Source organism: Achromobacter denitrificans NBRC 15125, from assembly GCF_001571365.1.
Taxonomy (GTDB): Bacteria; Pseudomonadota; Gammaproteobacteria; order Burkholderiales; family Burkholderiaceae_B; genus Achromobacter; species Achromobacter denitrificans.
This window is the reverse complement of sequence record NZ_BCTQ01000075.1, coordinates 1-14,135: the sequence shown is the minus strand read 5'-3', so window position 1 is coordinate 14,135 and position 14,135 is coordinate 1. Positions and strand designations below refer to the sequence as shown.

Below are 14,135 nucleotides of genomic sequence, written 5' to 3'. Positions count from 1 at the left end.
CGGCGAGGAAGTCACCGGCGAAGTCATCGACGGCCCGCAGAGCGTCGTCTGGGACGAAGCGGAAAACCGCCTGCACGTGCAGAAGGCCCTGATGGAATTCCTGCTGCTGGGCCAGGTGTAGGATGGGTGGAGCGCGAGGGATCTTAAGCTAGAACACCGCTCTCCAGCGCGCGAAACCCATGCGGCCGCGAGCAGACTGTGTGCCCGGCATCGGCCGAAAAAAAAGTCTGCCCCGGCCGCATGGGTTTCGCGCGTTGAGCACCTGGGTTCTTGCCCAGGAACTGCCGCGCTCCACCCATCCTACAAAACTCTGCGGAACATCGTGCGGCTCGTGTTGCGGAACGACGGGCGCACGCGGCTGCTCCAGTCGGTCGCGCGCACGGCCAGCCACGGCGGGCTGCCGAAGGTTTCGCGGGTCTGCAGGTCGTAGCAGGCCAGATACCGCGGCGACTCGTCCCGGCATTCATAGCGCAGCGCGCGCACCGTGCCCGGCACGGAGGCCAGGCCCGGCAGGTGTTCCTGGTCGTACCAGGCGTTCAGGTCAGCCTCGGCCTCGGGCAGCACGTCGGTCTCGACGATGTAGTGCCAGGGCGCGTCCTGCCCGGCGGATGCGCCCGGCAGTTCCAGGGTCCGATGCAGCACGCGGACGCGGGCGCCCGGCGTCAGCTCGGCCAGGCGGGCCTGGACTTCGGGCAGGGCCTGGGCGCCTCGCACGTACACATAAGTGTCCTCGACGTCCACCGCCGCGAACGCGTTGACGCTCACGCCCTCCAGCCCTTGCGTCAAGCGCCCGGCAAGATCCCGCATGCGCGGTTCATCGAAGCGCTCGCCCAGCGACACCAGCAATAGCGTTTCCTGCACAGTCATCTCCTTTCAATGCCCCACGCGCAATGCCACGAGGAAGCGCGACACCATGTTGTAGGCCCCGACCGTGGCGGCCAGCTCGACCAGCTGCGTGTCATCGTAGCGGGCCCGCAGCGGCGCGAACACCGCGTCGGGCACCTCGATATCGCGCGTCATCGCATCGGTCAGGGCCAGCACGTCGGCCTCGCCGGGCGCCAGCCCCTCGACGTCGGCCGGCGGCGGCCCATCGCGCAGCGCATCCACCAATGCCCGCGGCATGCCGGCAGCCACCGCATGCGGCACGTGCGCCTCGAACTCGTACGGCGCCCGGTTCAGGGTAGCCACGCGCAGGATGATCATCTCCCGCAGGCGCGGCGGCAGCGAGGTCTTCTGCCGGATGGCGGTCAGCATGGCCTCCCAGCCCTCGACCACGGCGGGGCTGTTCAACAGCACTTGGTACAGCGGCGAAATGCGGCCGCGGGCGGCGGCGATCCGCGCCTCCATCCCGGCCAGTTCCTTGCGGGTGCCCGGCACGACGGGCGCGACTCGGCTTGCGCTCATGCGCTTACTCCGGACGGATGTTCTTGCGCTGGATCAGCGCGGTCCATTTCTCGCGGTCGGACGCGATCAGCGCCGCCAGCTCCTGGGGACTGCCTGGCGCCGCCTCGGCGCCGAACTTCTCCAGCCGGGCGCGCACGCTCTCCGCGCCCAGCGCGGCGCGAACGGCCTGGTTGAGCTTGCCTATGGTGGCCGGCGGCGTGGCGGCCGGCGCCACGATGCCGTACCAGTTGTTGGATTCCACGCCGGGGATGCCCTGCTCGGCCAGCGTCTTCACGTCCGGCAGCAGCGGATGGCGCGTCGGCGCCGCGATGCCCAGGGGCTTCAGCTTGCCGCCCTGGATGTGCCCGATCAGGCCCGGCACGTCGCCGAAGAAGCCCGATACCTGGTTGCCCATCACATCGTTGATCACCGGCGCCGCGCCCTTGTACGGCACGTGCATCACGTTCGCCTTGCTGGCGTCGGCGAACATCTCCAGCGTCAGGTGCGGGATGCTGCCGATGCCCGACGAACCGATCGCGACCGACTGCGAGGCCGCCTGCGATTTCTTCACGAAATCCGCCGCGTCCGCGGCCGGGTTGGCGGGGTTGACCACGAACACCGTGGCGTTGTTCACCACCTTGGACACCGGCGCGAAGTCGCGCGCCGGATCGTACGGCAGGTCCTTGTAGAGGGCCGGGCTGATGGCCACCGCGCCCACGCTGGTCAGGAACAGCACCGAGCCGTCGGCCGGCGCCTTGGCCACGTAGGCCGCGGCGATGTTGCCATTCGCGCCGGCCTTGTTTTCCACGATGACCTGCTGCTTGAGCTCCTTGCCCAGCTGCTCGGCCAGCACGCGGCCGACCAGGTCCACCGGGCCGCCCGGCGGGAAGGCGATGATCAGGCGCACCGGCCCCTCGGCCTGGGCGGCGCCCAGGGCGGCCAGGCTGAGCAGCCCGGCCGACAGAATTTTCTTGAACATGTTGTCTCCTCGTCGAATGATATGTTCTTGCCGCTAGCGCGCCGCCGGACGGCGGCGCGAACTGCTACCTACTGAAATCCGTACAGCCTGGCCGGGTTGTCCACCAGGATCCGTTGGCGCAGGGCCGCGTCCGGGCAGGCCCGGAAAAACTGGTCCACCAGCTCGCCGTCGTCGGGCATGTCTCCCGACACATTGGGATGCGGCCAATCCGTGCCCCACAGGCAACGGTCGGGCAAGGCCTCGGCCAGCGCCCGCACGAAGGGCAGGCCTTCGGAGAACGGACGGCGGCCGGACGCGATGCGGTCGATACCAGACACCTTGACCCAGGCCTGCGGCACCGCCGCCAGGCCGAGCAAAGCGCGCATGCCCGCCGAATCCAGCCCGGCGCTCGCCTTCACCCGTCCCATGTGGTCCACCACGAAAGGCACGGGCAAGGTCGCCAGCCGGGGCAACAGGTCGGGCAACATCGCGCCGTCCAGGTGCAGGCACAGATGCCAGCCCAGCGGCGCGATCAGCGCCACCACGCGGTCGAACACCGCCGGCTCGGGCGCGCCGCCCAGATGAGGCACGAAGTTGAAGCGCGCCGCGCGCACCCCGCCCTCGTGCAATTGCCTGACGCCCGCTTCGGTCGCATCGGCGCCCAGCAGCGCGACGCCGCGGTAGCGGCCGCCGCTGGCGGCCAGCGCATTCAGCAAGGCGCCGTGATCGGAGCCGTGGCAATTGGCCTGCACCACCACCGCGCGCTCCACGCCCAGGCGCGCATGCAGCGCCGCCATGGCCTCGTAGGGCGCGTCGGGCGGCGTATAGGAACGGCCCTCGGCATACGGAAAGACATCGGCCGGGCCGAACACGTGGCAGTGCGTATCGCAGGCGCCCGGCGGCAGCGCGTGGCGGGGGCGGGACGGCGACGCAAGCGGAGGACGGCAATCGGGCACGGCGGATTCCTGTGGGGAAAGCGCCATGGTCCCGGATTGCAGGTCGCCCAACAATGCTATATCTTTGATTTCAGATATAGAATTTCCAAATATCAAATGGACCTGAAGCAGATCGAGTACTTTCTGACGGTGGCGGAACGGCGCAGTTTTTCCCGCGCGGCCGAAATGCTGGACGTGGCCCAGCCTACGCTCAGCCGCCAGGTCCGCCTGCTGGAACTCGAACTGGGCCAGCACCTGCTGTACCGCAATGGCCGCGGCGCCGAGCCCACCGAGGCCGGCCTGCGCTTCCTGGAGCATGCCCGCGCCCTGCTCACGCTGGCCGAACGCGCCAAGGAAGACCTCCAGAACCTGCGCGAAACGCCCACCGGCAAGGTGGTGGTCGGGCTGCCGCCCCGCATCGCGCGCGTCCTGACTCCGCCGCTGGTCCAGGCGTTCCGCCGCAGCTTCCCGGAAGCCTCCATCGCCGTGGCCGAGGGCCTGAGCGCCCAGGTGCGCGAATGGCTGCTGGCCGGCCGCGTCGACCTGGCCTTGCTCTACGACCCGGCGCCCTCGCCCCAACTGGCCTACGAGTCGCTGTTCCGCGAAAACCTGGTGCTGGTGGCCGCGGCCGGGCACCAGCCTCCCCTGCCCGCCCGGATCGACGTGGCGCAGCTGGGCGACTACCCGCTGGTGGTGCCCAGCCTGCCCAATGCCATCCGCACCCTGGTCGAAAGCGTCTGCCGCGCCCAGGGCGTCAGGCTGACCATCGCCGTCGAGGTGGACGCCGTCCACACCATCGTCGAACTGGCCGCCCAGGGCGACGCCTACGCCATTCTGCCGCGTTCGGCCGCGCGCGGCCCGGCCGCCGAGCATGAACTGTCCCTGTGCGCTATCGGCAACCCCGCCATTACCAACGACCTGGTGCTGGCCAGCGCCCGCCACCGACCGTCCACGCGCCTGGCCACGGCCACCGCGCAATTGATCCAGGGCTTGAAGCTGGCCGAGCTGTTCGCGCCCCGGCCTGGACGCGCCGGCAAAAAGGCGGCCGGCGCGACAACGGTTAGCGCGGCCGCTCCGCGCTCACGCTGAACGCGACGCGGGTAACGCCGCCCTCGCTGCTGGCCGACACCGCGCCGCCATGCATGACGGCCACCGCCTTGACGATGGCCAGCCCCAGCCCGTGGCTGCGCTCCTCGCCGCTGCCCCGGCGCGCCGCGTCCGCGCGGTAAAACCGCTGGAACAGGTGCGGCAGGTGTTCCGGCGCGATCTGCGGACCGGGATTGCTGACCGTCACTTCCAGCGCGTCGCCGCGCCGGCCGATGTCCACCGTGATCGCGGCGCCCGGCGGCGAGTACTGGATGGCGTTCTGCAGCAGGTTGGTCACCGCCCTGCGGAACAGCGCCGTGTCGATCAGGGCCTCGGCATCCCGCTCGCCTTCGATCCGAACCTTCATGCCGGCCTCGTCCAGCAGGAACTCCAGGAACTCCACGGTCTTGCCCACTTCGTCGGCCAGCACCGCGTGGACCCGGCCGGTGGCGGCCTCGCCCTGGTCGGCGCGCGCCAGGAACAGCATGTCGTTCACCATGGCGCGCAGCCGGTCCAGCTCTTCGAGATTGGATTGCAGCACCTCTTGCAGATCGGCCGAACTGCGCGGGCGCGCCAGCGCCACCTGGGTCTGGCCGATCAGATTGGTCAGCGGGGTGCGCAGCTCGTGCGCCACGTCGGCGTTGAAGGCTTCGAGCTGGTTGTAGGCGCCCTCCAGCCGCGCCAGCGCGCCGTTGAACGAGGTGGCCAGGTCCTCCAGTTCCACCGGCAGCGCCGCCATGCTCAGACGTTGCGACAAGGCGCTGGGACGCAAGGCGCGGGCCTCGGCCGACAGGCGGTTCAAGGGCAGCAACCCCAGCCGCGACACCCAATAGCCCAGCACCGCCGCCAACAGCATGGCGGCGAGCGACAGCCCCGCCATGGCCCACAACAGATAGCGCAAGGTGTGCACGTAGGGCGCCGAATCCATGCCGACGATCAACCGCACTCGCGGCCGCTCCATGCTGGCCTCGACGGTGACCGAAATCGTGCTCAGCGCGTATTCGCGGTCGGGCAGCATGATGGAACCGAAGCCGTCCGTGCGGCGCTCCAGGCGGTCGATCCCCGCCAACCCCCCGCCGTACTCATAGGCGGGGTCGTCCGACAGCACCCAGAAACGCAGGCTGCCGTCAGCCGGCATCAGGGTATCCAGTTTGGCCTTGAAGCGCCCCCAGCGCGCCGGGTCCGTGGCGCGCGTGAGCGAATAGCCGAGCTCCTGGGCGGTGGTGCGCAGCGCGTCCTGCTGGATCCGGTCGAGCTGGCGTTCCAGCACCCCATACAGCGCCGCGCTGGTCAGCGCGAACACCGCCGCGGCCGCCGCGGCGAACATGATCACCAGCCGGGTCTTGAGCGAGACCTTCATTGTCCGGGCTCGTCGTCCCGCAGTTCGAGCACATAGCCCATGCCGCGGATCGTGTGTACCAGGCGCTTGTCGAAGGGCGCGTCTACTTTGCCCCGCAAGCGCTTGATCGCCACCTCCACGACGTTGACGTTGCTGTCGAAGTTCATGTCCCAGACCAGTTCGGCGATCGCCGTCTTCGACAGGATTTCGCCCTGGCGCCGCGCCAGCACGGCCAGCAGGGCGAACTCCTTGGCGGTCAGGTCCAGGCGCGTGCCGGCGCGCCACGCCTTGCGGCTGATCAGGTCGATCTGCAGGTCGCCGATGCGCAACTGCACCGGATCCTGCGCTCGTCCGCGCCGGGTCAGCGCCTGCAGCCGGGCCAGCAGCTCCAGAAAGGAAAAAGGCTTGACCAGGTAGTCGTCCGCGCCATCGTGCAGGCCCCGGATGCGGTCTTCGACGCCATCGCGGGCCGTCAGCATGATGACGGGCGTCTGGCGCAGCGTGCGCAGGGAGCGCAGCACGGCGAATCCGTCCATGCCGGGCAGCATGGCGTCCAGCACGATCACGTCGTAGTCGTGCTCCAGGGCCAGGTGCTGCCCGTCGATGCCGTTGTGCGCGACGTCCACGGCGCAGCCCTGCTCGCCCAGGCCCTTGCGCAGGTAATCCGCCGTCTTCAGCTCGTCTTCAACTATCAGGATCTTCATGTGCAGCCCCGTTTGGTGCGGCCCTGGCCCGGAAGGCGCGGCCCTGGCCGCGGCCTGGCCGGACGCGACGGGCCCGCTACGCTATTTTGGCCCAACTCCGGATGGATTCGCGAGCGCCGCCTTGCGGGCTGCCCGGGCCTCCTTGCGGCGCATGTACCAGTAATGGGCGCGGTCCAGGTACAGGTAGACGACCGGCGTGGTGAACAGGGTCAGGGCCTGCGACACGATCAGCCCGCCCACCATCGCGTAGCCCAGCGGCCGCCGCAGTTCCGAACCCTGCCCGTGGCTGAGCATCAGCGGCAGGCCGCTGAGCAGCGCGCACATCGTCGTCATCATGATGGGGCGAAAGCGCAGCACGCAGGCCTGGTAGATGGCCTCGGCCGGGGCCATGCCGTGCGCGCGCTCGGCGGTCAGCGCGAAGTCGATCATCATGATGCCGTTCTTCTTCACGATCCCGATCAGCAAAATGATCCCGATCAGCGCGATCACGCTGAGGTCGTAACCGCCCATCATCAGGATCAGCAGCGCCCCCACCCCGGCCGACGGCAGGGTCGACAGGATCGTCAGCGGGTGGATGTAGCTCTCGTAGAGCAGCCCCAGCACGATGTACACGGCAATCAGCGCCGCCGCGATCAGGTAGGGCTGCGAGGCCAGCGAATCGCCGAACGCCTTGGCCGTGCCCTGGAACGCGCCCGTCAGGCTGGCCGGCACGCCCATTTCGCTTTGCGCCTGCTGGATCGCCGTCACCGCGGCGCCCAGCGACACGCCCGGCGCGAGGTTGAAGGAAATGGTCACGGCGGGGAACTGGCCCTGGTGGCTGATGGACAGATACGCCGTCTTGTCGGTATCCAGCGTGACGAAGGTGGACAGCGGCACCAGCTCGCCCGTCAGCGGCGAAGCCAGGTAGAGCTTCGAGAACAGGCTGGGGTCCTGCTGCAATGCCGGCGTCACCTCCAGCACCACGTGGTAGCTGTTGATCTGGGTGAAATACTGGGCCACCTGGCGCTGGCCGATGGCGTCGTAGATGGTGGCGTCGATCATCGCGGGCGTGATGCCGAACGACGAGGCGCGGGCCCGGTCGATGGTGATGGACGCCGTGGCGGCCGCGTTCTGCTGGTCGGACGCCACGTCGGCCAGCGCCGGCAGGCTGCGGAACTTCGCCAGCAGGCGCGGCGCCCAGACGTTCAGTTCATCCAGGTTGGAATCGGTCAGCGTGTACTGATACTGCGTGCGCGACAGGCGGCCGCCCACGTTGATGTCCTGCCCGGCCTGCATGAACAGCGTCACCCCCTGCAGCCTGGCCAGTTGCGGCCGCAGCCGCGCGATGACCTCGTCGGCCGAAGCCTTGCGGCCCTCGTCCTTGGGTTTGAGGCCGATATAGAAGTTGCCGGTGTTGTACGTGCTCTGGCTGCCGTTGAAACCGAAACTGGCGATGTCCGGATCCTGGCGGATCACCTCGGCCATCTGGATCATGCGCTGGTTCATCAGCGCGAACGACGAGTCCTGCGCCGACTCGGCGAAGCCGAAAATAAAGCCCGTGTCCTGCTGCGGAAAGAAGCCCTTCGGGATGATCACGAACAGCACCGCGGTGCAGGCCACCGTGGCCAGGAACACGCAAAGCGTCGCGAACTGATGCCGCAGCACCAGCTTCAGGCCGCGCTCGTACGCATGCAACATGGCGTCGAAGCCGCGCTCGAACAACAGGTACATGCGGCCGTGGCGGTCCCCGTGCCGGTTCTTCAGATGGCGCGAGCACAGCATCGGCGTCAGCGTCAGCGATACCAGCACCGACACCAGGATCGCCAGCGTCACCGTCACCGCGAACTCGCGGAACAGCCGGCCGACGATGCCGCCCATCAGCAGCAGCGGGATGAACACCGCCACCAGCGACACCGAAATCGACACGATGGTGAAGCCAATTTCTCCCGCCCCCTTGTACGCGGCCTCAAGCGGCGGCATACCCTCTTCCACGTGGCGGTAGATGTTCTCCAGCATCACGATCGCGTCGTCGACCACGAAGCCCACCGATATCGTCAGCGCCATCAGCGACAGGTTGTCCAGGCTGAAGCCCGCCACGTACATCATCGCCGCGGTGCCCATCAGCGCCAGCGGCACGGTCACGCAGGGAATCAGCGTCGCCGCCACATTGCGCAGGAACAGGAAGATCACCATCACCACCAGGACGATGGTGAGCGTCAGCGTGAACTCCACGTCCTCCACCGAGGCGCGGATCGTCTGGGTGCGGTCGATGATGGTGTTCACATGCACCGAGGGCGGAATGGATGCCTCCAGCCTGGGCAGCGCCGCGCGGATCCGGTCGACGGTTTCGATCACATTGGCACCCGGCTGCTTGCTGATCTGCAGCACGATGGAGCGGCCGTTGGTGATCGTATTGTCGGGCGGGGAGGCCGGGCCCGCGTAGGCCCAGCCGGCCAGCTTGGTGTTCTCGGGGCCGTCCACCGCCACGCCCACGTCGCGCACCCGGATGGGCGCGCCGTGGCGGTAGGCCAGCACCATGTCGTTCCAGGGCTCCGCCGACAGCAGCTGGTCGTTGGTGTAGGTGGTGAAGCTCTGGCGCGGCCCGTCTATCGTGCCCTTGGGCTGGTTGACCGTGGTCGTGGCGATCACGCCCCGGATGTCCTCCAGGCTCAGGCCCAGCGCCGCGATCTTGCCCGGGTCCACCTGAATGCGCACCGCGGGCTTCTGCTGGCCGCCGATATTGACCAGCCCCACCCCGGAGATCTGCGAAATCTGCTGCGCCAGGATGTTGTCCGCGTAGTCGTTGACCTGGATCAGCGGCAGGGTTTCGGACTGCACCGCCATCACCATGATGGGCGCGTCCGCCGGGTTCACCTTGCGGAAGGTGGGCGGGTTGGGCAGGTTGGCCGGCAACTGCCCGCTGGCGGCGTTGATCGCGGCCTGCACATCCACCGCCGCCGACTCGATGCTTCGGTTGAGGTCGAACTGCAGGGTGATCTGCGTCATGCCGATGGCGCTGACGGACGTCATCTGCGACAGGCCCGCGATCAGCGAGAACTGGCGTTCCAGCGGCTGGGCGACGTTGGATGCCATGGTCTCCGGACTGCCCCCGGGCAGGTTGGCCTGCACCTGGATCGTGGGGAAATCCACCTGCGGCAATGGCGCGACCGGCAACAGCGGCCAGGCCGCCACGCCGACCAGCAGCACCGCCAGCGCCAGCAGCAGCGTGCCGATGGGTCGCTTGATGAAAGTGGCTGATACGCTCATTGGGCGCCTCCCGCCGCGCGCGCGTCCAGCTCGCGCACTTTACTGCCCGGCTTGAGCTTGTACTGGCCGTCCACCACGACCCGCTGCCCGGCCTCCAGGCCGTCCTGGATGACCGCCACCCCGTCCTGCGTGCGCTCCACATGCACGGCGCGCGGCTGGGCCACGCCCGCGCCATCCACCGCATACACATAGGTTCCCGACTGGCCGCGCTGCACCGCCTGGGCCGGCACGGTCAACGCCCGCTCATGCGAGTCCAGGATCAGGCGCGCGTTGACGTACTGCCCGGGCCACAGGCGGTGGCTGGGATTGTCGAACATGCCTTTGAGCTGCACCGTGCCCGTGGTCGTATCGATCTGGTTGTTCAGGAGCACCAGATGCCCCGATCCCAGCGGCTGCCCGCCCTCGCGCGGATAGGCCAGCACCGCCAAGGGCTGGCCGCGGTCCATCGCGGCGTTGATGGCGGGCACCGCCTCTTCGGGCACGGAAAAGAACACGGCGATCGGATCGATCTGGTTGATCACGACCAGGCCATTCGGATCGGCTGCGTGCACGATGTTGCCCGGGTCCACCAGCCGCGCCCCCACCCGCCCCGAGATCGGCGCCACGATGCGCGTGTAGTCCAGCTGCACCTTCGCGTAGCTGATCTGGGCGTCGTCGGTCTGCACCGCCGCCTCCAGCTGAGCCACCAGCGCGCGCTGCGTGTCCAGGGTCTGCTGGGTGGCCGCGTCCTCGCGCTGCAGGCGGATGTAGCGCTGCAGGTCCAGCTTCGCGTTGACGAGCGTGGCCTGGTCCTTCGCCCGCTGCGCCTGGACCTGCGCGAGTTGCGCCTGCAGGGCGCGCGGATCGATGCTGGCCAGCACCTGGCCGGCCTTGACGTCCTGCCCTTCCGTAAACCCCACGCTGTCGAGCTGCCCGTCCAGGCGCGCCTTCACGGTCACGCTGGCGGCGGCCGTCACCGTTCCCACGCCCGTCAGGTAGCGGGCCAGGTCCTGCTCCCCGGCCAGCGCGGTGCTCACCGGCACGGCCGCCGCGGGCGGAGCCGGTGGCGCGGAGCCGCCGCGCAGGGACAGCCAGGCCGCCGCGCCTGCCGCGATCGCGATCAGGACGCCGCCTGCCAGAATGACGCTGCGCCGATGAGGGGAAGTCACTGCCTTGTCCATGAAGTCACTCATTCGTAGGGGTGGGTCCGCCCGCGGCGGGTTGCGAGCCGGCGGCGGCGAGCGCCTGCGCGTCCGGCGTCCGCAGGGCGGCGGCCGACCAGCCTCCGCCCACGGCCTTGACCAGCGCGACGCTGGCCACGAGCCTGCGCCCGCGCAATTGCACGGCGGTGCGCTCGTTGGACAGCGTCAGCGCCTGCGCCACGGCCACGGTCAGGAAGGTGGTGGTGCCCGCGCGGTACTGCGCCAGCGCGAGTTGCTCGCTCAGCCGGGAGGCCCGGACCGCGTCATCCTGCGCCTGTGCCTCATCGGCCAGCACCCGCAACGTGGACAGGTTGTCCTCGACCTCCTGGAAGGCGCCGAGAACGGTCTGCTTGTACTGGGCGGCGGTGGCGTCGAACGCCGCCACCGCCTGCGTATCGCGCGCCTTCCTCAGGCCGCCGTCGAATAGCGTCCCGGCCAGGAGCGCGCCCAGCGACCAGACCCGCCCCGGCGCGCTGAACCATTGCGCGAAATTGGCGGCCGCGAAGCCGCCGCTGGCCGACAGCACCAGCGACGGGAAATACGCCGCCCGCGCCACGCCGATCCCGGCATTGGCCGCCGCCGCCTGGCGTTCGGCGGCCGCGATGTCGGGCCGCCGCTCCAGCAGATCGGACGGCAGGCCCGCCGGCACCGCCGGCACCTCGGCCAGCCACGGCTGGTCGGCGGGCAGCGGCGGCAGGCTGAAGCGGGCCGGCGGCTGGCCGGTGAGGATGGCGATCGCATGCTCCAACTGGCTGCGGGTGGCTTCCAGGTCGATGGACTGGGCCTGGGCGGTCTTCAGTTGCGCCTCGGCCAGCGCCACGTCCGACCTCAGGGCCACGCCCGCCTCGTACTGGCTGCGCGTCAGCGCCAGCGAGCGCCCGTAGGCCTGGAGGGTGCTGGCGTACAGATCCTTTTCGCGGTCCACGGCGCGCAACTGCAGGTAGTCCTGCGCGAGCGTGGCCTGGATGCTCAACCGGGCCGCCGCGAGTTCCGCCTGGCTGGCCTGGGACGAGGCGTCGGCCGACTCGACCTGGCGGCGCACGCCGCCCCAGATATCGGGCTCCCAGGACACGTCGATCGCCGCCGCGTAGCTGTTGCCGGTGGAAATGGTGCCGTTGCCCGGCGCCCGGGCCCGCGCGCCGGACGCGCTGGCCCCCACGGTGGGCCAGAACCCGGCCCGGGCCGCGTCCGACGCCGCGCGCGCCTGGCGGTACTGGGCCTGGGCCTGCTGGATCGTCTGGTTGGCGGCGTTGGCCTGAACGATGAGCTTGCTCAGCGTGGCGTCGCCATAGGCGTCCCACCAGGGATGGTCGCCATCGATGGCGCGCGGCTCGGCCGGTTTCCATGGCCCCATTTCTTTGTAGGTGTCCGGCACATCCACGGCCGGACGCTGGTAATCCGGCCCCACGGCGCAGCCGGCAAGCGCCAGCGCGGCGGCCAGGCTCGCCGCCGCCCAACCGGGCCCGGTCCTGTGATTGGTGTTCATGTGGCGCCGCCCTTTCCGGCTGACTGTCGGTACGCTCACACTGTAGAAACCCCAACCCGACCCTGCGCTGTCCTGAACCTGACAATCCGGACAGTTTCGGCGCGATTCGCCCGCCGCCGCGCCGCCCCCGGCCCGCCCCCATCAAAAGAGTTAAAATAGGGTCCTTCTTTTCTTGTCCGGCGGCTAGGGGCTTTCAAAGTCTGCTGTCAAAGCCTGCTGTCAAAGTCCTGTTGGCATCTCACATCGCACAATGACCACTATCCTCCCGAACCTTCCTACCGGCCAGAAGGTCGGCATCGCCTTTTCCGGCGGCCTCGACACCAGCGCGGCGCTCCTGTGGATGCGCAACAACGGCGTCATTCCCTACGCCTACACGGCGAACCTGGGCCAGCCCGACGAGTCCGACTACGATGAGATCCCGCGCAAGGCCATGGCCTACGGCGCCGAGAAGGCCCGCCTGATCGACTGCCGCGCGCAGCTGGTCGCCGAAGGCATCGCCGCCCTGCAATCGGGCGCGTTCCACATCTCGACCGCCGGCATCACCTACTTCAACACCACGCCCATCGGCCGCGCCGTCACCGGCACGATGCTGGTGGCCGCCATGAAGGAAGACGACGTCAACATCTGGGGCGACGGCAGCACCTTCAAGGGCAACGACATCGAGCGCTTCTACCGCTACGGCCTGCTGACCAACCCCGACCTGAAGATCTACAAGCCCTGGCTCGACCAGCGCTTCATCGACGAGCTCGGCGGCCGTTCGGAAATGTCGGAGTACATGCGCCAGGCCGGTTTCGACTACAAGATGTCGGCCGAGAAAGCCTACTCCACGGACTCCAACCTGCTGGGCGCCACGCACGAAGCCAAGGACCTGGAGCACCTGAACTCCGGCATCCGCATCGTCAAGCCCATCATGGGCGTCGCGTTCTGGCGCGACGACGTGGCCGTCAAGGCCGAGGAAGTCACCGTCCGCTTCGAGGAAGGCCAGCCGGTCGCCCTGAACGGCGTGGAATACAGCGACCCGGTCGAGCTGATGCTCGAAGCCAACCGCATCGGCGGCCGCCACGGCCTGGGCATGAGCGACCAGATCGAGAACCGCATCATCGAAGCCAAGAGCCGCGGCATCTACGAAGCCCCGGGGCTGGCCCTGCTGTTCATCGCCTACGAGCGCCTGGTCACCGGCATCCACAACGAAGACACGATCGAGCAGTACCGCGAAAGCGGCCGCAAGCTGGGCCGCCTGCTGTACCAGGGCCGCTGGTTCGACCCGCAAGCCATCATGCTGCGCGAAACCGCCCAGCGCTGGGTCGCCCGCGCCATCACCGGCGAAGTCACCCTCGAACTGCGCCGCGGCAACGACTACTCGCTGCTGAACACCGAGTCGCCCAACCTCACGTACGCGCCCGAGCGCCTGTCCATGGAGAAGGTGGAAAACGCCCCCTTCACCCCGGCCGACCGCATCGGCCAGCTGACCATGCGCAACCTCGACATCGTCGACACGCGCGAAAAGCTGTTCACCTACGTGAAGACCGGCCTGCTGGCCTCCTCGGGCACCTCGCTGCCCCAGTTGAAAGACGCCAACAAGAAGTAATCGCTTCTTCGAGAAAAACCCTCCGCGGCATCAAGCTGCGGAGGGTTTTTTTTGGCTGTTCCAAGATAAAGCCATCGTGTGGAACGTAGGATGGGTGGAGCGCGAGATCCTATGCAAAAAAATACCGCCCTCCAGCGCGCGTAACCCATGCTGCTGTGAAAGACTGTTTGCAGGCCCCGTCACCAACCACCGTCTGCTCACAACAGCATGGGTTTCGCGCGCTGGAGGA

The 14,135-nt window shown here is 68.6% G+C and carries 11 protein-coding genes and 1 pseudogene; 3 read left to right on the top strand and 9 right to left on the bottom strand.

The window, feature by feature from the left end:
- Positions 1-121, top strand: a pseudogene (locus ADE01S_RS31415) (ornithine carbamoyltransferase); the annotation flags it as partial.
- Positions 122-300: 179 nt separating this feature from the next.
- On the opposite strand, the gene ADE01S_RS30570 reads toward ADE01S_RS31415, so the two are convergent.
- The 4 genes from ADE01S_RS30570 to ADE01S_RS30555 form a co-directional block, all read right to left on the bottom strand.
- Positions 301-861, bottom strand: coding sequence for a DUF4286 family protein (locus ADE01S_RS30570; protein WP_082775927.1), 561 nt, complete (start codon positions 859-861; stop codon positions 301-303).
- A 12-nt stretch (positions 862-873) separates the two neighbouring features.
- Positions 874-1,404: a carboxymuconolactone decarboxylase family protein gene (locus ADE01S_RS30565; RefSeq protein WP_062685520.1), complete on the bottom strand. Its 531-nt coding sequence runs from the start codon at positions 1,402-1,404 to the stop codon at positions 874-876.
- Positions 1,405-1,408: 4 nt separating this feature from the next.
- On the bottom strand, positions 1,409-2,362 hold the full coding sequence (locus ADE01S_RS30560; protein ID WP_062685519.1) for a Bug family tripartite tricarboxylate transporter substrate binding protein: 954 nt from the start codon (positions 2,360-2,362) through the stop codon (positions 1,409-1,411).
- Between the two features lie 68 nt (positions 2,363-2,430).
- Positions 2,431-3,297, bottom strand: a complete 867-nt coding sequence (locus tag ADE01S_RS30555) for an amidohydrolase family protein (protein ID WP_172600313.1) — start codon at positions 3,295-3,297, stop codon at positions 2,431-2,433.
- 96 nt (positions 3,298-3,393) lie between these two features.
- Between ADE01S_RS30555 and ADE01S_RS30550 the strand changes: the two genes are divergently transcribed.
- On the top strand, positions 3,394-4,365 hold the full coding sequence (locus ADE01S_RS30550) for a LysR family transcriptional regulator (RefSeq protein ID WP_228468179.1): 972 nt from the start codon (positions 3,394-3,396) through the stop codon (positions 4,363-4,365).
- Here the strand turns inward: ADE01S_RS30550 and ADE01S_RS30545 are convergent.
- From ADE01S_RS30545 to ADE01S_RS30525, 5 genes are all read right to left on the bottom strand, one after another.
- A complete protein-coding gene (locus ADE01S_RS30545) occupies positions 4,337-5,722 on the bottom strand; it encodes a heavy metal sensor histidine kinase (RefSeq protein WP_062685518.1) in 1,386 nt (461 codons plus the stop codon). The two genes, ADE01S_RS30550 and ADE01S_RS30545, sit on opposite strands and share 29 nt — an antisense overlap.
- Positions 5,719-6,405 carry a heavy metal response regulator transcription factor gene (locus ADE01S_RS30540; RefSeq protein ID WP_062685517.1) on the bottom strand — a complete coding sequence of 229 codons (687 nt, stop codon included), beginning with the start codon at positions 6,403-6,405 and terminating at the stop codon, positions 5,719-5,721. The genes ADE01S_RS30545 and ADE01S_RS30540 overlap by 4 nt, the downstream gene beginning before the upstream one ends.
- Positions 6,406-6,486: 81 nt before the next feature.
- Positions 6,487-9,651: an efflux RND transporter permease subunit gene (locus ADE01S_RS30535; protein WP_062685516.1), complete on the bottom strand. Its 3,165-nt coding sequence runs from the start codon at positions 9,649-9,651 to the stop codon at positions 6,487-6,489.
- Complete coding sequence (locus ADE01S_RS30530) at positions 9,648-10,811, bottom strand: efflux RND transporter periplasmic adaptor subunit (protein ID WP_062685515.1); 1,164 nt, start codon at positions 10,809-10,811, stop codon at positions 9,648-9,650. The genes ADE01S_RS30535 and ADE01S_RS30530 overlap by 4 nt, the downstream gene beginning before the upstream one ends.
- Before the next feature lie 4 nt (positions 10,812-10,815).
- The gene (locus ADE01S_RS30525) at positions 10,816-12,318 is read right to left on the bottom strand and encodes an efflux transporter outer membrane subunit (protein ID WP_062685514.1); all 1,503 of its coding nucleotides are present in this window, start codon (positions 12,316-12,318) and stop codon (positions 10,816-10,818) included.
- Between the two features lie 250 nt (positions 12,319-12,568).
- Here ADE01S_RS30525 and argG point away from each other — a divergent pair, with 250 nt between their 5' ends.
- Positions 12,569-13,906 (top strand): argininosuccinate synthase, encoded by a 1,338-nt coding sequence (gene argG / locus ADE01S_RS30520; protein WP_062685513.1) that lies wholly within the window; start codon positions 12,569-12,571, stop codon positions 13,904-13,906.
- The last annotated feature ends 229 nt before the right edge of the window (positions 13,907-14,135 follow it).

Excerpts from the sequence above, each read along its gene's own strand:
- ADE01S_RS30530 (WP_062685515.1), bottom strand. The coding sequence starts at position 10,811 with ATGGACAAGGCAGTGACTTCCCCTCATCGGCGCAGCGTCATTCTGGCA.
- ADE01S_RS30535 (WP_062685516.1), bottom strand. The coding sequence starts at position 9,651 with ATGAGCGTATCAGCCACTTTCATCAAGCGACCCATCGGCACGCTGCTG.
- ADE01S_RS30550 (WP_228468179.1), top strand. The coding sequence starts at position 3,394 with ATGGACCTGAAGCAGATCGAGTACTTTCTGACGGTGGCGGAACGGCGC.
- ADE01S_RS30540 (WP_062685517.1), bottom strand. The coding sequence starts at position 6,405 with ATGAAGATCCTGATAGTTGAAGACGAGCTGAAGACGGCGGATTACCTG.
- ADE01S_RS30565 (WP_062685520.1), bottom strand. The coding sequence starts at position 1,404 with ATGAGCGCAAGCCGAGTCGCGCCCGTCGTGCCGGGCACCCGCAAGGAA.
- ADE01S_RS30525 (WP_062685514.1), bottom strand. The coding sequence starts at position 12,318 with ATGAACACCAATCACAGGACCGGGCCCGGTTGGGCGGCGGCGAGCCTG.
- argG (WP_062685513.1), top strand. The coding sequence starts at position 12,569 with ATGACCACTATCCTCCCGAACCTTCCTACCGGCCAGAAGGTCGGCATC.
- ADE01S_RS30545 (WP_062685518.1), bottom strand. The coding sequence starts at position 5,722 with ATGAAGGTCTCGCTCAAGACCCGGCTGGTGATCATGTTCGCCGCGGCG.
- ADE01S_RS30560 (WP_062685519.1), bottom strand. The coding sequence starts at position 2,362 with ATGTTCAAGAAAATTCTGTCGGCCGGGCTGCTCAGCCTGGCCGCCCTG.